This is a genomic window from Bradyrhizobium sp. 195 (assembly GCF_023101665.1).
In the GTDB taxonomy this organism is placed as follows: Bacteria; Pseudomonadota; Alphaproteobacteria; order Rhizobiales; family Xanthobacteraceae; genus Bradyrhizobium.
This window is the reverse complement of record NZ_CP082161.1, coordinates 5,535,882-5,553,103: the sequence shown is the minus strand read 5'-3', so window position 1 is coordinate 5,553,103 and position 17,222 is coordinate 5,535,882. Positions and strand designations below refer to the sequence as shown.

Sequence of the window (17,222 nt, the reverse complement as noted above, 5' to 3'; positions counted from 1 at the left end):
ACGCATGTTACTTCGCCGGCGGGCTCGGCCAGGGCCGCTGCGGCCCGCGCAAGCCTTCAAACGCCTTGGCCATGCCGAGCACGCCGATATCGTCGAAGCGGCGGCCGACGATCTGCACGCCAATGGGAAAACCCTTGGCGTCGAAGCCGCCGTTGATCGAGACGGCGGGGTTCTCCGACATATTCCACGGCACGGTATAGGCGATGTGCTCGAACGGCTTCATCGGATCATTGGTCGGCGAGGCCCATTCCGCCGCATAGTTCACGTTTGGCGCTGTCGGCGAGATCACGTAGTCGAGCTCGCAGAACAGCTTTGACGCCGCCGCGCGGATCGCCATGGTCTGGTTGAAGCCGCGGAGGACGTCGACGCCCGACAGCTTGGCGCCGGACTCGCCCCATTTGAAGATATAGGGCAGCACCTTGGCCTGTTCGGCCGGCGTCAGCTTGGCCAGATCGTCCCACATCCGGGCACGCCAGAAGTTGTCGAGGCCATCGAGCATCTCGCGCGTGAGGATGCCGTCGACCTCGGTGACGACGGCGCCGGCGGATTCGAACGCCTTGGCCGCCTTCACCGCGACCTCGCGCACCGGCTTCTCCAGCGCCAGGCCGCAGCCGGGATCGAGCATGAGGCCGATGCGCAGCTTGCGCGGAGATTTCTCCAGGCCCTTCCAGTTGAGCGGTTCGGCGGGCAGGCTCATGCCGTCGCGCCGGTCGGGCTTTGCGATCGCACTCATCATCAGCGCGCAATCGTCGACCGTGCGGGTCATGGGGCCGGCGACGCGGCCGACATAGGTGGGATCGATCGGCACCCGGCCAAAGCTCGGCTTCAATCCGACGAGGCCGCACCAGCCCGCAGGCAGGCGCACAGAGCCGCCGATATCGGTGCCGAGATGCAGCGGACCGTAGCCGGCCGCAGCGGCAGCGCCTGCGCCCGCGCTGGAGCCGCCGGGGTTCTTGGAGAGGTCCCAGGGATTGCGTGCGAGCGCATGGAAGCTGGAGAGCCCGGAAGACAGCATGCCGTAATCGGGCATGGTGGTCTTGGCGAAGATGACCGCGCCGGCCTCGCGCAAGCGAGCGGCGGGCGGGGCATCCTTCTCCGCCGGCACGAGCTTGACGCTGGCCGCCCCGAGCGGCACCGGCACGCCCTTGGTTGCGATGTTGTCTTTCACCGTGACCGGCACGCCGTCGAGCGCGCCGGACGGTTCGCCCCCGGCCCAGCGCGCGGTCGAGGCCTTCGCGGCCTCGCGCGCGCCGTCGGGATCGAACGCATAGAGCGCCTTCAGATGCGGCTCCCACGCAGCGACGTGCGCGAGCACGTCCTCCAGCACCTCGCTTGGCGAGAACTGCTTGGCGCGATAGCCCGCGATCAGATCGACCGCGGACAGATCGTGCAGCGGGGTGACCGCCTCTTCGACGTTCTTTTTATGCATTGGCACCTACCGGCATGCGCGTCTCGATGATGCGGGCAAACATGCTGGCGCCGATCGGCAGGATCTTGTCGTCGAGCACGAAGCCGGGATTGTGCACAGGCACCGAGCCGTCATGGCCGACCCAGAAATAGGCGCCGGGGATGGTCTGCAGCATGTCGGCGAAATCCTCGCTGCCCATCTTCGGCTGGGCGCGGGTGATCACGTTGGCGGGGTCGACGATGGTGCGCGCGACCTCCTCGACCACCTTGGACTGCTCGACCTGGTTGACCAGCACGTCGAAGGTATCGCGGATGTCGACGTCGATCGCGCAACTGTAGGCGCTCGCGATGCCGGCGCAGATCGTGCGGATGCGTTCGCTGATCAGGGTGCGGACTTCTTTCGAGAAGGTGCGGATGGTGCCGCACAGATGCGCGTCGCCGGGGATGACGTTGTAGGCGGAGCCGGCGTGGATCTGCGTGATCGAGATGACGGCGGCCTGCAGCGGCTCGACGTTGCGGCTGACGATGGTCTGGATCGCCTGCGCCAGCGTGGTCGCGATGATCACCGCGTCCTTGGAGCGCTCGGGCATCGCGCCATGCGCGCCATAGCCGGTGATGCGGAGGTCGAAGAAGTCGGCGCTGGCCATCGCGGGGCCGGGCAGGATCGCGATCTCGCCATGGTTGAGGTCGGGCGCGTTGTGCAGGCCATAGAGCTCGTCGCAGGGAAACTTCTCGAACAGGCCGTCCTTGATCATGGCGCGAGCGCCGCCAAGGCCTTCCTCGGCCGGCTGGAAGATCAGATGCACGGTGCCGTCAAAGTTCCTGGTCTCGGCGAGATAGCGCGCGGTGCCGAGCAGCATGGTGGTGTGGCCGTCATGGCCGCAGCCGTGGAAGCGGCCGGGGATTTTCGAACTCCATTTCAGATTGGTGTTCTCTTCCATCGGCAGCGCGTCCATGTCGGCGCGAAGGCCAATGCGCTTGCCGCTCGATCCCTTGCCCTTGATGACGCCGATCACGCCGGTGCCGCCGAGGCCGCGATGCACCTCGATGCCCCAGCTCTTCAGCTTGTCGGCGACGATGCCGGAGGTGCGCACTTCCTCGAAGCCGATCTCGGGATGGGCGTGAAGGTCGCGGCGGATGGCGGTGAGTTCGTCGGCGTAGCCGTCGATGCGGTCGATCGTGGGCATGTGTTCCTGTCCGGTTAGCGTGAAGGAGGATTGAAAACGGGACCGTTCGGCTTGATGCGAATGCCCGGGCGCAGGCGTGTCCAGGGCAGCGTTGCGGTGTCGGCCGGCATCGCGCCGGGCGCGGCGCAGATCATCAGCTTTTCCGCGATCGGCTCGAAGTCGGCGCGGAAGTGCACCGAGCTCTTGTTGACCAGAATTTTCTGTTCGGTGGGCTCGATGCCGACATAGCGGTACATGGCCTGGTCGGCGAGCTGCGCCTTGTGCGAAGAGACGACAACGCGGACGTCGCCGATGCGCAAGGCCGCCGAGGGGCCCATCTCCATCTCGCGGCCGCCGTAATAAGGGCCGGGCGCGATGAAGCGGCCGTCGGACAGCTTTTCGACCACGAACGTCTCGCGATAAGGCTCGTCGCCGGGAATGCCGGACTTGCCGCCGAGCGACAGCGTCACGGTGGCGCCGACGCCGGCCGCATGCGCGGCCATGGCCGATGCCGGATCGTAGATCGCCCCGGTCGCGGCGCTCGCCTTGTTGCGAACCAGCGCGCGCAGCATGCCCGTCGTGTCGGAATCGCCGCCGGCGCCGGGATTGTCCTGGGTGTCGGCGATGATGATCGGCTTGCTTGCGCTCTTAGAGAGTTCCATGGCGTGGCGCACGCCATCGTCGGGCGACCAGATCTTGCCGTCGAAATCATCCTCGTGGCTTTCGATCAGCTTCACGATCGCATCCGCCGCACGGTCGGCGTCCTCTTGCGTTCTGCCATAGGCGAACACGCTCGGACCGCAATCGCGGAAATCGGCGGCGGGGAACCCCGGCGCGAAAGAGAGCGTCGGAACCGCATCGCTCTCCAGCGCGGCGAGCTTTTCGTAGATGCCTTTGGTCGGCTGGTCGTTGGTGCACTGCCAGCTGATCGGGATCAGGAACGGCAATTGCCGGAACGCCTTTGCGAAGCGTTGCTTCGTCTTCAGCAGCAGGGCGAGATGCCGCGCCGAGGCGCGGCCGGTCTCGGCCATGTCGACATGGGGATAGGTGCGGTAGGCGATCAGCGTGTCGGCATGCGCGATCATCTCGGGCGTGACGTTGGCGTGCAGGTCGAGGCTGGTGACCAGCGGAACATCCTTGCCGATGACGCGGCGCACGCGCGCCAGGATCTCGCCTTCGCCGTCGTCGAGATGCTCGGTCACCATGGCGCCGTGCAGGTCGAGATAGACGGCATCGATCGGGCCGGCGGCAGCGATGCCGTCGACCATCACCTTCACGATGCGCTCGAAGGCATCCTCGGTGACGTGTGCCGAGGGGCTCGCCCCGCAGGCGATCGTCGGAACGAGTTCCCAGCCGTTCGCTTCCGCGCTGTCGACGAAGCCGGCGAGGCCGACATTGATGCGCCGCATCACCTTCAAGACGTCGGCGCCTTCCGTCATTGCCGGCCAGCCGCCGCCATGCTGGAAGTCCGCAAATGTCGCCTTCGTCGGGGCGAAGGTGTTGGTCTCGTGCAGGAAGCCGCCGACGGCGATACGTGTCATTCAGTTCAGTCCCAATTGAAAGTGCGCGACGTTAGCCCCGGCGTTGCGCCGAGGGCAAGCAAGGCAGGCCATCGCGCCGCGCATGGCTTTAAGCTGTTTTGGGAATACTTCCCGCGATCGCCGTCATTGCGAGCGTAGCGAAGCAATCCAGACTGTTTCCGCGGAGGGATTCTGGATTGCTTCGCTTCGCTCGCAATGACGAGGGGAAAGGCTTACGCGCTGGCCCCCACGCCTTCCGACACCGGCCGGAAGTTCGCAAAATCCCAGTCGCGTCCCGGAGCCGCATCGAGCAGCGCCTTGGTGTAGGCCTCCTTCGGATGCGTCAGCACTTCGGCGGCGGGGCCTTGCTCGACGACGCGGCCGTGCTGCATCACCACGACCTCATCGCAAATCTGCGCGGCGACGCGCAAATCATGGGTGATGAACAGGATGGCGATACCGAGCCGCTTCTGGATCTCGTCCAGCAGTTCCAGCACCTGCGCCTGCACGGAGACGTCGAGCGCGGAGACCGCTTCGTCCGCGACCAGCACGTCGGGATCGAGCGCGAGCGCACGGGCAATGGCGATACGCTGGCGCTGGCCGCCGGAGAACTGGTGCGGATAGCGCGACACCGCATCGGCGGGCAGGCCGACCAGCTCGAGCAGCTCGCGCGCTCGTTTCATCGCGTCAGTGTGCGCGACGCCGTAGTTGATCGGACCTTCGGCGATGCTTTCGCCGACGGTGACGCGCGGGTTGAGCGAGCGGTAGGGATCCTGGAACACGATCTGGATCTTCTGCCGGTGCGGCTGCAGCAAGCGGCGCGAGATGTCGGCGATCTCGCGGCCGGCGAGGCGCACGCCGCCCGAGGTCGGGTCGATCAGGCGCACGATGCAGCGTGCCACCGTGGACTTGCCCGATCCGCTTTCGCCGACGATGCCCAGCGTACGGCCCTTGCGCAAGGTGAGCGTCACCTTGTCGGCGGCGACGACCTCGCGGCCTTTGCCGAAGAAGGCGCGCTCCTTGTAGACCTTGCTGAGGTCGTTGGCCTCGAGCACCACGGGCTCGCGGCTTTCCTCGCGCGGCGGCCGCGGCACCAGGCTCGGCACCGAGGCGAGCAGATTGCGGGTGTATTCCATGGTCGGATTGCGCAGCACGGTCTCGAGCGGGCCGGTCTCGACCAGGCGGCCCTGCCGCATCACCGCGACGCGGTCGGCGATCTCGGCGACCACGCCCATGTCGTGGGTGATGAACAGCACGGCGGTGCCGTGATCGCGCTGGAGCTCGCGGATCAGGCTCAGGATCTGCTTCTGCGTGGTGACATCGAGCGCGGTGGTCGGCTCGTCGGCAATGAGGAGCTTCGGCTCCAGTACCAGCGCCATTGCGATCATGATGCGCTGGCGCTGGCCGCCGGAGAGGCGGTGCGGGTAGGAGGCGAAGATGCGTTCGACCTGGGGCAGGTGGACCTGCTCCATCATGTCGAGGATGCGCTTCCTGCGCGCCCTGCCATCGAGCTTGGTGTGTGCGCGCAGCACCTCGTCGATCTGGCGACCGACCGGCACCACCGGATTGAGCGCGGTCATCGGCTCCTGGAAGATCATCGCCATCTGTGTCGCGCGTAGCTGGCGCAGGCGGCGGTCGGTCGCGGTGAGCACCTCTTCGCCGACCAGCTTGACGCTGCCGGCGGTGGGCACCAGCGTGCCCTTCGGCAAAAGGCCCATCGTGGTGAGCGAGGTCACCGACTTGCCCGAGCCGCTTTCGCCAACGAGGCACAGCGTCTCGCGCTCACGGACCTGGATCGAGATGCCGTCGATGATCTTCGGTCCATTCGGCTTCTTGCCGACGGAGACGACGAGGTTGTTGATGTCGAGGATGGTGTCGGTCATGCAAACTCTCTTGTCATTCCGGGGCGCGCGTCAGCGCGAGCCCGGAATCCATCGGGCGTCAGTCCAAGCGGTGGAATGGATTCCGGGCTCGCGCCAAGGGGCGCGCCCCGGAATGACAGTGCAAATCGAATCACTTCCCCTCCCGCTGCTTCATGCGCGGATCGAGTGCGTCGCGGGCCGCGTCGCCGATCAGGTTGATGCTGAGGATGGCGATCGAGAGCAGGAGGCCGGGCCAGAAGATCAGCGATGGCTTGATCTGGAAGTACTGGCGGCCCTCGGCCATGATGTTGCCCCACGTCGGCGTCTCAGGCGAGATGCCGGCGCCGAGGAAGGAGAGGATGGCCTCGGTGAGGATCGCGCTGGCGCAGACATAGGTACCTTGGACGATCAGCGGCGCGATCGTGTTCGGCATCAGGTGCCGCCACATGATCTTCGGCAGGCTGGAGCCGACCGAGATCGCCGCCTCGACGTAAGGTTCCTCGCGCGCCGACAGCACGACCGAGCGCACCAGGCGCGCCACGCGCGGAATCTCGGGAATGGTGATCGCGATCAGCACGGTCCAGAGGCTGGCACCGGACAGCGACACCACCGCGATCGCCAGCAGGATGCTCGGCATCGCCATCAAGCCGTCCATGACCCGCATCAGTACGGCATCGACCAGCTTGAAGAAGCCGGAGACGAGCCCGATCGCGAGCCCGATGACGATCGACAGGATCGCCGAGCCGATGCCGATCAGAAGCGAGATGCGGCCGCCATAGAGGACGCGCGAAGCCAGGTCACGGCCATAAGCGTCGGTGCCGAGCAGGAATTGCGCGGACGAGGGCTTGAGCCGTTGCGACGGCGCGAGCTGGATCGGATCATGCGGCGCGATCAGCGGCGCGAGGATCGAGATCAGCACGATCAGCGCGAGCAGAACCGTCGCCGTCGCGATGATCGGCGTCGAGGTCAGGAATCCGAAGCGCGGGCGCAGCGGCGACGTGATCGGAATAGAGGACTGGGGAAGGGTATCGACCGACATGTTTGTCCTTGTCCTTGCCTCAGTACCGGATCCGGGGATCGAGCAGGGTGTAGGCGACGTCGATGAGAAGGTTGACGACGACGTAGATCAGCGACGTCAAGAGGATCATCGCCTGGATCACCGGATAGTCGCGCGCCAGCACCGCGTCCACGGTGAGCCGGCCGATGCCGGGGATGTTGAACACGCTCTCGGTGACGACGACGCCTGAGATCAGAAGCGCAAAGCCGGTGCCGATCACGGTGATCACAGGCACGGCGGCGTTGCGCAGCGCGTGCCGCATCATCACGGCAACCTCGTTGATGCCCTTTGCGCGCGCGGTGCGGACGTAGTCCTCGCCGAGCACGTCCAGCATCGCCGCGCGCGTCATGCGCGCGATCAGCGCGATGTAGATGAAGGAGAGGGCGCAGGTCGGCAGGATCATCCGCTCGAAGAACGGCCCGAACCCGTTAAAGATGCTGCGGAAGCCCTGCACCGGAACCCAGCGCAGTTCGATCGCGAAGATCTGGATCAGGATGTAGCCGACCACGAACACCGGCACCGAGAAGCCGAGCACGGAGAGGCCCATCACGAAACGGTCGATCCAGGTGCCGTGCTTCCACGCCGCGATCACGCCTAAGGGAACGGCGACGATGACGGCGAGGATGATGGTCGACAGCGCGATCGAGATCGACGGCTCGACGCGCTGGCCGATCATCTTCATGACAGGCAGATTGGAGATCAGCGACGTGCCGAGGTCGCCGTGCAGCAGCTTGTTCACCCAGGTGATGAACTGCACGATCAGCGGCTCGTTGAGGCCGAGCGAGGTGCGGATGCGCTCCAGCCGTTCGGGCGTCGCGTTGTCGCCGGCGAGGATCGCGGCGGGATCGCCAGGGGTGAGGCGGAGCAGGAGGAAGACGAACAGCGCGACGACACCCATCACGGGCACGGCGGCGAAGATTCGGCGTAGGAGATATCCGAGCAAGTTGGATTCCGTCAGATTAGAGTCAAATCGGCGGCAGCCGCGATGGTCAGTTCTGCCACTAGCCTAACATTTCAGCAATTCCCGTGCCATCAGGGCCACAGTTTTTGCAGTGCGGTCAGCTGATTTCCGCGCCCTTGCATTTGGCCGTCATTCCGGGGCGATGCGCAGCATCGAACCCGGAATCTCGAGATTCCGGGTTCGCGCTTTGCGCGCCCGGGAATAACGACCTCCATTACTCCATCACTCCAGCGTCGCCAGCAGACCCGCCATCAACCGACCGCGCTCAACCAGACTCTCGACTTCGATATACTCCTCGAGCGTGTGGCCGTTGGCGCCGCGCACGCCCAGGCCGTCGAGCGTCGGGATGCCCATCGCACCGGTGAAGTTTCCGTCGGAGCCGCCCCCGGAGCTCGCATGCGGCAGTTCGGCGCCGAGTGATTTGGCAATGCCGCGCGCCTTCTCGTACAGCGCCATCGTGCCGGCATCCGGTTCCCACACCGGGCGCGTGACCCCGCGCGTCACCTTGAAGGCGACATCGTTGCTCGTGCCTGACAGCGCCAGCATCCGCTCGACGCCGCGGTCGAGATCGGCCTGCCGCTTGGCCATGGAGAGCGCTTCGCCGGTGGCGGTCGTGGCAACGCAATTGACCCATTGACCGCCATGCACCACGCCGACCGAGAAGGTGCAGTCCTCCGTCGTCATCGCGTCGATGGCGAGAATCTGCCGCGCCATCTCGCGGATCGCCGAGCGTCCCGCCGACAACGTTGCGCCGGCGTGGCTCGGCCGGCCCGTCGCCTCGAGATTGAATCGTGCGATGGCGTAACGTCCAGTGGTGACGCCGTTGTCGGCACGGCCGGGCTCGGGCACCAGCACATATTTGTTGCGCGCAGCCTCCGCCTCGATGATGTCGCGTGTCGAAGGCGTGCCGACTTCCTCGTCAGGCGTGAACAGCACGGTGATCGGCAGCGGCGTGGTGAAGGATGCGCGCGCCAGCTGCCGGATCGCTTCCAGCGAGAGGTAGTTGCCGCCCTTCATGTCGTAGATGCCGGGGCCATAGCACTTGTTGCCCTCGCGCCGCCATTTCAGCTTCTCGATGGTGCCGACCGGATGGACGGTATCCATGTGGCCGGCGATCAGGATGCCGGGCTCGCCCTGTTTTGGGTGCGGAAAGCGCGCGCGGATCACGCCGCCGAAGCCTTGCCGGCCGGCGATGCGCTCGATCGTCGCACCCATGATCGCCATATCCCGCGCTGCGATATCGAGCATGCGGTTCACGGCACCAGCATCCCAGGTCGGGCTCTCGCATTCGACCCAGCCACGCAGACCCTGGAGCATTGCCTCGGAATCGAAAGGAAGATCGGCTGGATTCATCTCAATGTCTCTCAAGCTTCGAAAGATGGAACGCGCATTGCATTGCCGCGCGGCAGGACGAGTGGAGAGTGTTGTAGAGCCAAACCGATCCTTGTGGAGCCCGTGCCCGCGCCGCCAGGGCTTGCAGCGAAACCGGATTGACGCGCTCGGCACTGTCTGCAAGTCTCGAAAGATAAAGGCATTGCATGAGGTTAGTTCGCCCAATGGACGAGCCGCATGCTTAACCAATAACCTGCCTTTGAACAGTTTCACGTCAGGAGAAACTTTTTATGTTGCACTTCATGCGCCGGGGGCCTCGCGCGTTCGCCTCCAAACTTGCGCTGTCGGTCGTCGCGCTTTCGACGGCGCTCGCTTCGCCCGTGCTTGCAGCCGGCAAGACCATCACGGCGGTGATGCATTCGGATCTGCGCATCATCGACCCGATCTTCACCACGGCCTACATCACGCGCGACCATGGCTACATGGTCTACGACACGCTGGTGGCCCCCGATTCGAGCTTCAAGATCCAGCCGCAGATGGCGGACTGGAAGATCTCCGACGACAAGCTCACCTACACCTTCACCCTGCGCGACGGCCTGAAGTGGCATGACGGCGCAGCGGTGACGGCGGAAGATTGCGTCGCTTCGTTGAAGCGCTGGGCCGCGGTCGACGGTATGGGCCAGAAGCTCATGGACTTCACCGCGAGCATCGAGGCGACCGACGCCAAGACCATCACGCTGAAGCTGAAGGAGCCCTACGGCCTCGTGCTCGATTCCATCGGCAAGCCGTCCTCGCGCGTCGCCTTCATGATGCCGAAGCGCCTCGCCGAGACGCCGGCGGACAAGCAGATCCCCGAGCAGATCGGCTCGGGTCCGTTCAAGTTCGTGGCGTCGGAATTCCAGCCGGGTGTGAAGGCGGTCTACGTCAAGAACACCGACTACGTGCCGCGCAAGGAGCCGGCGAGCTGGACCTCGGGCGGCAAGGTGGCGAAAGTCGACCGCGTCGAATGGATCACGATGCCGGACTCTCAGACCGCGGTGAACGCGCTGCAGTCGGGCGACATCGATTTCATGGAGAATCTGCCCTACGACATGCTGCCGGTGCTGGAGGCGAACAAGGAGATCACGATCGAGGTCTCGAACAAGTTCGGCTTCCAGACCCTCGGCCGGATGAACTTCCTTTATCCGCCGTTCGACAACGTGAAGGTGCGGCGGGCTGCTCTTCTGGCCATGAACCAGAAGGACGTCCTCGACGCGCTGGTCGGCAATGCCAAGTATCAGAAGATCTGTGGTGCGTTCTTCATTTGCGATACGCCGTTCGCAACCGAGGCCGGCGCCGAGACTTTGGTGAAGGGCAATGGCATGGCGGAAGCCAAGAAGGCGCTCGCCGAGTCCGGCTATGACGGCACCCCGGTCGTGGTCATGGCGCCTGGCGACGTCACGACCCTCAAGGCGCAACCGATCGTCGCGGCGCAGTTGCTGCGCGAGGCCGGCTTCAAGGTCGACCTGCAGGCGACCGATTGGCAGACGGTGGTGAGCCGTCGCGCCAGCCAGAAGCCGCCGAAGGAGGGCGGCTGGAACATGTTCTTCACCAACTGGGTCGCGGCCGACGTCTCCAACCCGATCGCCAATCTCTCGATCGGCGGCCAGGGCAAGAAGGGCGGCTGGTTCGGCTGGGCGGAAAGCGCCAAGATCGAGCAGCTCAAGGACGCCTTCGTCCGCGCCCCCTCGCTCGACGAGCAGAAGAAGATCGCCGCCGACATCCAGAAGGAAGCCTATGAGCAGGTGATCTATATCCCGCTCGGGCAGTATCTCCTGCCGAGCGGCTGGCGCAAATCGCTGACCGGCGTGCTCGACGGCCCGGCGACGCCGCTGTTCTGGAACGTCGACAAGTCGGAGTAGGCGGGGGACGCCTGGGTCTGAAAAAGTGAACGGCGCCGCAGGTCATCGCGGCGCCGTTTTCTATGAAGCGATCCCTGGTCGATCTGGTCTAGCAGTTCCCGTCGCGCAGCTGCTCGAGCCCTTCACTTGCGAATGGCAGGCTCGTGTCCGGCCGCTCACCGGATGAACCTTGCCGTGAAGCTGGCCGTTCGATCTCCCATGCGGGCTTATCCGGTCTGTTCTCTTGTTCCATTTGGCCAATCCTCTGAATTGCTGCAGTACAACATAGAGAGGAGCGGGAAGTTCCTAGCCGATCGGACGATGATGCGGCTTGAACAGCCGTCCCTTCTCCACCACCAGCACGATCGCGAGCGCTGCCAGCGTCGACAGGAAGAAGCCGACCGAGAACGGCAGCAGCGTGCCGTCGAAGCTCTGTCCGATCGCCATGCCGACCACGATTCCGATCAGCGTCGTGATCGAGCCGTAGAGCGAGGAGGCGGTGCCGGCGATGTGGCCCTGCGGCTCCATGGCGAGCGCAGTGAAGTTCGCGATCATCATGCCGAACGAGAACATCATCAGCGCCGAGAGCACCATGAACAAGGTAAGCGGCAGCATGCCGAGGCTTTCCGTCAGCAGCATCACGGCGGCAACGACCGTGTAGAGCGCCAGCGCCCCGTGCGAGATCACGCGCATGCCGAGCCGCCCGACCAGCCTCGCATTGAGGAAGCCTGCGATGGCCGTACCGGCCGCAATCGCGGCGAAGGCGATCGGGAAGTAATGGCCGAGGTGATAGATTCCGGTGAAGACCTGCTGGGCGCAGAAGACATAGGCGAAGAGTGCGCCGATGACGCTGCCCGCGGCCGTGGCATAGCCGATGGTCTGGCGGTTGGTCACGGTCTGCCGGAACGCCGAGAGCACGTCGGCAGGCGCTAGCGACCGGCGCCCGGACGGAGGCAGGGTCTCAGGCAGCCGCAGCACACACCATGCGAGCGCGAGCAGGCCGTAGAGCATCAGCACCACGAAGATGCCGCGCCACGCCGTCACCAGCAGCACCGCCTGTCCGAACGAGGGGGCGATCACGGGCACCGCGATGAACACCATCATGGCGAGCGACATCACGCTCGCCATGCGACGGCCGGCGTAACAGTCGCGCACGATCGAGGTCGCGATCACGCGCGTCGCCGAGGTGCCGAGCCCCTGCAGCGCGCGCGCCAGTAGCAGCGTCTCGAACGAGGGCGCGGCGACCGCCAGCACGCTCGCCACCGCATAGACCGCCATGCCGCCGAGCAGCACCGGCCGGCGGCCGAAGCGGTCCGACAAGGGGCCCATGACGAACTGGCCGGCGCCGAAGCCGATCAGGAAGGTCGACAGCACCAGCTGGAGGTGGTTGGCGACGGGGATCTTGAAGGCCGCCCCGATATTGGGCAGCGCCGGCAGCATCATGTCCATCGCAAGCGGATTCAGCGCCATGATGGACGCGATCACGATGACGAATTCTGGAAAACCCATGGGGCGGTGTCCCGTGGACACCCAAGAATCGGCATTGATGTCGGACAAGAAGCTCACCTCTGAAATCGAACGACTTTATTCCTCGTCCATGCTGCGTTGCACAACCCATGTTTCGGGATGGCTGGCAGGCGGAACCGGGGCGGACAAAAATTGGTGAGGGAGCGCCCCGCTGGGTCGCCCGGGACGCAGTCTTGCGATGGGCCGGAAACCGCTGATTCACCATTCCTGCCTAAAGCTCGGCGCCGGACGAGGCTCATCGATCCCGCGGGATGAAACGGAAACGCATCCTGTTCAGTGTGACGGCTGATTTCCGGCGCCAATGCGGCGCCTCATAGAACCAGGCCAAAAGGTATCCGTTTGTGTCCGACGTGACCGATGCAGCACGATGGTTGGGACCCTCGGCCGACCCGGCTGCGGGGCGAAGGACCTGGCTGGCCTGCCTGATCGCCCTGACGGCGCTGTTCGTGCTCGGCAATATCGCCAATTATGCCCGGCTCGATTTGAACTATGGCTGGGACCTTCACGTCAATTGCGCAGCGGTCGATGCGCATGCCAAGGGGCTCGATCCCTATTTCGTCAGGAATCTGAAGGTCACCACGCTCTCCTATCCCTATTTGCCCGTGACGCTGGATGTCTTCCGCCCGTTGTGTGCGGGCGGTTTTCTCGCCGGTCACTACATGGCCGTCTACTTCGTCCTCGCCGTGGTCTGCGGTCTCCTCTTGCCCGCTCCCGGCCGCCGGCGCACACGCGTGCGCGATGTTTCGCTCAAGGTGCTGTGCGCGCTCGGCGCTTTCGTCGGTTTCGAATGGGTGCAGGTGTCCGGCAACTTCGCGATCTTGAGCGGCGTGCTGACCACGATCGCGTTGATGCTCCTGCTTCGTGCGCCCGGAGTGTCGGAGCATCCGAGCTTCGCCTTGCGTCTCGCCGGCGCTGCGCTGCTTGGCCTTGTGACCTCGTTCAAGCTGGTGTTCTTCCCCGTGCTGGCTGCGCTCTATTTTCTGCCGCTGCCGCGTCGCCGCAAGCTGGTGCTGATCGCGGTGGCGGCGTTCAGCTTCGTCTTGCCGATCCTGATATCGCGGATGCTGTACCCCGATCTGTTCGCGAGCTGGCTGCTTGCGATTGCGGGACAGATTCCCAACCAGCACTCCGTCAATCTCGTCGAGGTCAATCCGTCGCTGCTGCTGCTCGCACAGAGCCTGATGGATCACGCCGGCATTGATGGCAGGCCGGCCGTGTTCGCGACCTATGCGCTCGCAGCACTCGCGCTCGTGCTCGCGCCGTTCGCCTTGTCCGTCCTGCGGGTGGCTGCGGACCGGCCGGTGCGGGAAGGGGGATCGCGTCTGTTGCAGCTGGATCGCTGGCTGATGGATCATCCCCGCGCGGCCATGCGCATCACCGTGCTTGCCATGTTTGCGCTCTATCTCAGTTCGCCGCGCCTCAAGGAATATGCCTTCTTCGAGCTCGCGCTCTATGCCGCCATTCTGGTCGTCGACCTGCCGGCACGCGCGCTCGCTGCCGTTCTCACCGTCGGTCTTCTCATTCCCGCGCTGATCTCGCTCGCAGGGACGGCGTTCGAAGGCACTTTCATCCTCCTCCTCGTCGCGCTGATGTGTTTCTGGATCCTGCTGCAGGATTTTCGCGCGGAGCCGAAACGCCTCGAGATGAAGGGTGCGCAACCATGACCGACGTCGCCGCGTCCGCAGCAGGCGGAGAACGAGGGGCCCTTGCCACCGACGCGCGGGGGAGCAACTGGATGACCCGCTTCATCCTGGCCTTGGCGCTGCTGGTCGCAACGCTAGTTGCCATCGATATGGGCATGGACGAGACGTTCGGCTGGGATGCGCGGGTGAACTGCGCAGCCGTCGATGCGCATATCGGGGGGCTCGATCCCTATTTCGTCAAGAACCTGAAGGACACCAAGCTCTCCTATCCCTATCTTCCGGTGACCCTCGATGCCTTCCGGCCGGTCTGCGCCGGCGGTTTCCTCGTCGCGCACTACAAGCCGATCTATCTCGTTCTCGCGTTGATCTGCGCGCTGTTGTTGCCCGGCCTCGGCAGGACCCGGCCGGGCTTGAGGGATGTCGCGCTGCGGAGCCTGTTCGCGCTCGGTGGCTTCCTCGGCTTTGAATGGATCATCGCGACAGGGAATTTTGCGATCCTGAGTGGCCTGTTGACGGCCGCATCGCTGGCCTTGTTGCTGCGTCCGGCGCAGTCCGGGCGCGAGGGCGGCACGAGTCTCGCACCGCAGCTCGCCGGTGCGGCCGTGCTCGGCCTTGTCACCTCGTTCAAGCTGGTGTTCTTCCCGGTTCTTGCCGCGCTCTATTTCTTGCCGCAGCCAAGAGGTCGCAAGCTTCTCCTGATCGCCGTCGCAGCCGGCATGTTCGTGCTGCCGATCCTGGCTTCGCTGGTGTTCTATCCGGACCTGTTCAGGAGTTGGCTGAGCGCGATCTTCGGCCAGATCCCCGGACAGCATTCGCCGGGGAACGAGGTCAATCCGTCGCTGCTCTTCCTCGCGCGGACGGTTGCGGAGCGCATTGGGCTCGCCGGCAGCAAGCCGGTCGTTGCCGCGCTCTATGGTCTGATCGCAATCGCGCTCGTGCTTGCGCCGCTCGCGATCTCGGTGTGGCGCATGGTCGGCGCCTCGCGCCCCGCCCGCGAGGCTTCGCTTCTTCAGACGCTCGACGACTGGCTGGTCGCCCATCCCGACGCCGCAATGCGCATCACTGTGCTCGCGATGTACGCTCTCTATCTCTGCGCGCCCAGACTGAAGGAGTACGCCTTCTTCGAGGTGGCGCTGTACGCCGCGGTTCTCGTCGTCGATCTGCCTGCGGCGCTGATGGCCGCCGTGCTGACGGTCGCAATCGCCATCCCGACCCTGGCGTCGGTCTCGGGCGTGTTCATGGACGGATTCAGCCAGCTGTCGATCGCGCTGATCTGTTTCTGGCTCCTGCTGCCGCGTGGACCTTCAGGCGGCCCGGCCTCCTGGCGCGGGTCCCAGCAGAGCTGATCCTACCGGGGAGCGGCCTCTTGCCGGGTGTAGAGGCTGACATACGCGCCGGTATATTCCTCTTTCCAGCCTCTCTCGCTGACCAGGAAGTGCCGCAACGGGTCATGTGCTCTGACCCAGAGCACCGCATTGATCTCATACTTGCTGATCACCTTGTCCCAGGTCGCCTCGTCGATGTCCCACTGAACCAGCTTGAGATAGTCGCGCAGCAACTCGTCCGGGTAGGCGGTCGCCGCCCGGCCGTCGACGAAGACCGGCACTGATCCCCGCGTTCTGAAGATCAGGAGTCCACCGATGTTCCAGTGGTTCAGCAGGTGCGCGTGCGCGCTGTGCGCTTCGAGATAGCGCGCATCCTCCTCCGAGAGCATGTCAGGCAATGCCAGAGCCGGTCTCACCTGCATGAACGTGAATGGCAGCAACAGGATGCCGACGACGCTTGCCGCCAGCATCGCGCGCTGGACCTCGAAGCCCGACAGGCGTTTCGGCAGCAGCCGGTCGATGTGAAGCGCCATCGGGACGCTCGAGAAGATGAAGAAGAACGCGGTGTATCTGAACTGATAGAGACCCAGAAACAGGAAGAGCCACGCAAGCACGCGCGCCTCGAGCGGAACGCGCGTGGAGCTTCGGTATCGCACCTCCAGCGCAACGAACGTCAGCGCATAGGCGATGCCTGGAATGCTGCCGGGCAGCTCGACGTTGTGAAAGTAGGACCGCCATTCGCCGATATCGGCCTGGACGAAATGACCGAGCGTCGCCCTCACGCCGTCATAGACATGCCACCCAAGCGGATTGACGAAGATCGCGATGAAGCACCCCACGCCCGCGAGGCAGTAGTTCCGAAAGTTTGTCCAGTCCTGCCGCAGCAAAGCGATGCCGCCGAAGACGCCGAGGATCGGAAAGGCGAGCATGAAGCCGCCATGCAAATTCACCCAGAGGATCATCATCGGGGGCAACAGGAACCATCTTCGCCGCCGCAGGCACTCCCCGTAGAAAACCACCGCGAACAGCATGGTCGCGATGTTCGGCGATGCCGCCAGATACATGTTGGGCGAGGCTTCGTAGCAGGGGTAGAGCATGCACGCGGCGAAGACCGCGATGCAAACCGCCAGGGGCGATGCGCCGCTGCTCAGGCCGCAGAAGGCGAGGTATCCTGCGATGACCGCGCCGCTGGCGACGACCATGAGGACGATCCCGGCAAAGCCGGCGTGCTGATACAGCGCGCTGGCCATCACGTCCCAGAGCCAGGACAGATTGTACCATCGCTTGTCGCCGAGGGTGAATGCCCACGGATCCTGGAAGGGGACTTCGCCGCGCTGCCGGATCAGGTCTCCTGCGGCGAGGTGCCAGCCCAGATCATAATGACCGAGCAGAAGCGGTCCGTTCGACAGGTAGAACACGCAGAGGAAGGCGATCAGGAAGACGTAGACCTCGATCCCGTGCTGGGGATGTCCGGGCGCCGCTTGCCCTCCGTCAGTCCCGGACCGGGACCAATCCTCGCGCGCGTCCATTGGAGCTCTCACC

Annotated in this window: 12 protein-coding genes; 3 read left to right on the top strand and 9 right to left on the bottom strand. The window is 64.8% G+C overall.

The genetic code is table 11. The features are described 5' to 3' along the window. Nucleotides 1–7 precede the first annotated feature (7 nt). The 7 genes from IVB26_RS25965 to IVB26_RS25935 form a co-directional block, all read right to left on the bottom strand. Nucleotides 8–1,429, bottom strand: a complete 1,422-nt coding sequence (locus IVB26_RS25965; RefSeq protein WP_247967997.1) for an amidase — start codon at nt 1,427–1,429, stop codon at nt 8–10. Beyond that, the gene (locus IVB26_RS25960) at nt 1,422–2,594 is read right to left on the bottom strand and encodes a M20 aminoacylase family protein (RefSeq protein WP_247967996.1); all 1,173 of its coding nucleotides are present in this window, start codon (nt 2,592–2,594) and stop codon (nt 1,422–1,424) included. Before IVB26_RS25960 ends, IVB26_RS25965 begins: the two co-directional genes overlap by 8 nt. 14 nt (nt 2,595–2,608) lie before the next feature. Continuing rightward, nucleotides 2,609–4,114 carry a M81 family metallopeptidase gene (locus IVB26_RS25955; protein ID WP_247967995.1) on the bottom strand — a complete coding sequence of 502 codons (1,506 nt, stop codon included), beginning with the start codon at nt 4,112–4,114 and terminating at the stop codon, nt 2,609–2,611. Between the two features lie 212 nt (nt 4,115–4,326). Beyond that, nucleotides 4,327–5,976: an ABC transporter ATP-binding protein gene (locus tag IVB26_RS25950; protein ID WP_247967994.1), complete on the bottom strand. Its 1,650-nt coding sequence runs from the start codon at nt 5,974–5,976 to the stop codon at nt 4,327–4,329. Nucleotides 5,977–6,106: 130 nt separating this feature from the next. After that, complete coding sequence (locus IVB26_RS25945) at nt 6,107–6,994, bottom strand: ABC transporter permease (protein ID WP_247327022.1); 888 nt, start codon at nt 6,992–6,994, stop codon at nt 6,107–6,109. Between the two features lie 19 nt (nt 6,995–7,013). Further along, a complete protein-coding gene (locus tag IVB26_RS25940) occupies nt 7,014–7,955 on the bottom strand; it encodes an ABC transporter permease (protein WP_246927300.1) in 942 nt (313 codons plus the stop codon). A gap of 240 nt (nt 7,956–8,195) precedes the next feature. After that, nucleotides 8,196–9,326 carry a M20/M25/M40 family metallo-hydrolase gene (locus tag IVB26_RS25935; RefSeq protein ID WP_247967993.1) on the bottom strand — a complete coding sequence of 377 codons (1,131 nt, stop codon included), beginning with the start codon at nt 9,324–9,326 and terminating at the stop codon, nt 8,196–8,198. 269 nt (nt 9,327–9,595) lie between these two features. Here IVB26_RS25935 and IVB26_RS25930 point away from each other — a divergent pair, with 269 nt between their 5' ends. Then, nucleotides 9,596–11,206, top strand: a complete 1,611-nt coding sequence (locus IVB26_RS25930; protein WP_247967992.1) for an ABC transporter substrate-binding protein — start codon at nt 9,596–9,598, stop codon at nt 11,204–11,206. Between the two features lie 285 nt (nt 11,207–11,491). On the opposite strand, the gene IVB26_RS25925 is transcribed toward IVB26_RS25930, so the two are convergent. Beyond that, nucleotides 11,492–12,694, bottom strand: a complete 1,203-nt coding sequence (locus IVB26_RS25925) for a multidrug effflux MFS transporter (RefSeq protein WP_458309287.1) — start codon at nt 12,692–12,694, stop codon at nt 11,492–11,494. Nucleotides 12,695–13,053: 359 nt separating this feature from the next. Between IVB26_RS25925 and IVB26_RS25920 the strand changes: the two genes are divergently transcribed. Then, nucleotides 13,054–14,376, top strand: a complete 1,323-nt coding sequence (locus tag IVB26_RS25920; protein WP_247967990.1) for a hypothetical protein — start codon at nt 13,054–13,056, stop codon at nt 14,374–14,376. 71 nt (nt 14,377–14,447) lie between these two features. Next, complete coding sequence (locus IVB26_RS25915) at nt 14,448–15,701, top strand: hypothetical protein (protein WP_247967989.1); 1,254 nt, start codon at nt 14,448–14,450, stop codon at nt 15,699–15,701. Between the two features lie 2 nt (nt 15,702–15,703). Here IVB26_RS25915 and IVB26_RS25910 read toward each other — a convergent pair whose 3' ends face one another. Next, nucleotides 15,704–17,209, bottom strand: coding sequence for a hypothetical protein (locus IVB26_RS25910; protein WP_247967988.1), 1,506 nt, complete (start codon nt 17,207–17,209; stop codon nt 15,704–15,706). Nucleotides 17,210–17,222 lie beyond the last annotated feature (13 nt).

What these genes read in the sequence shown, in the direction of transcription:
- IVB26_RS25965 (WP_247967997.1), bottom strand. Translation starts at nt 1,429, where the DNA reads ATGCATAAAAAGAACGTCGAAGAGGCGGTCACCCCGCTGCACGATCTG.
- IVB26_RS25960 (WP_247967996.1), bottom strand. Translation starts at nt 2,594, where the DNA reads ATGCCCACGATCGACCGCATCGACGGCTACGCCGACGAACTCACCGCC.
- IVB26_RS25955 (WP_247967995.1), bottom strand. Translation starts at nt 4,114, where the DNA reads ATGACACGTATCGCCGTCGGCGGCTTCCTGCACGAGACCAACACCTTC.
- IVB26_RS25950 (WP_247967994.1), bottom strand. Translation starts at nt 5,976, where the DNA reads ATGACCGACACCATCCTCGACATCAACAACCTCGTCGTCTCCGTCGGC.
- IVB26_RS25945 (WP_247327022.1), bottom strand. Translation starts at nt 6,994, where the DNA reads ATGTCGGTCGATACCCTTCCCCAGTCCTCTATTCCGATCACGTCGCCG.
- IVB26_RS25935 (WP_247967993.1), bottom strand. Translation starts at nt 9,326, where the DNA reads ATGAATCCAGCCGATCTTCCTTTCGATTCCGAGGCAATGCTCCAGGGT.
- IVB26_RS25930 (WP_247967992.1), top strand. Translation starts at nt 9,596, where the DNA reads ATGTTGCACTTCATGCGCCGGGGGCCTCGCGCGTTCGCCTCCAAACTT.
- IVB26_RS25925 (WP_458309287.1), bottom strand. Translation starts at nt 12,694, where the DNA reads ATGGGTTTTCCAGAATTCGTCATCGTGATCGCGTCCATCATGGCGCTG.
- IVB26_RS25915 (WP_247967989.1), top strand. Translation starts at nt 14,448, where the DNA reads ATGACCCGCTTCATCCTGGCCTTGGCGCTGCTGGTCGCAACGCTAGTT.
- IVB26_RS25910 (WP_247967988.1), bottom strand. Translation starts at nt 17,209, where the DNA reads ATGGACGCGCGCGAGGATTGGTCCCGGTCCGGGACTGACGGAGGGCAA.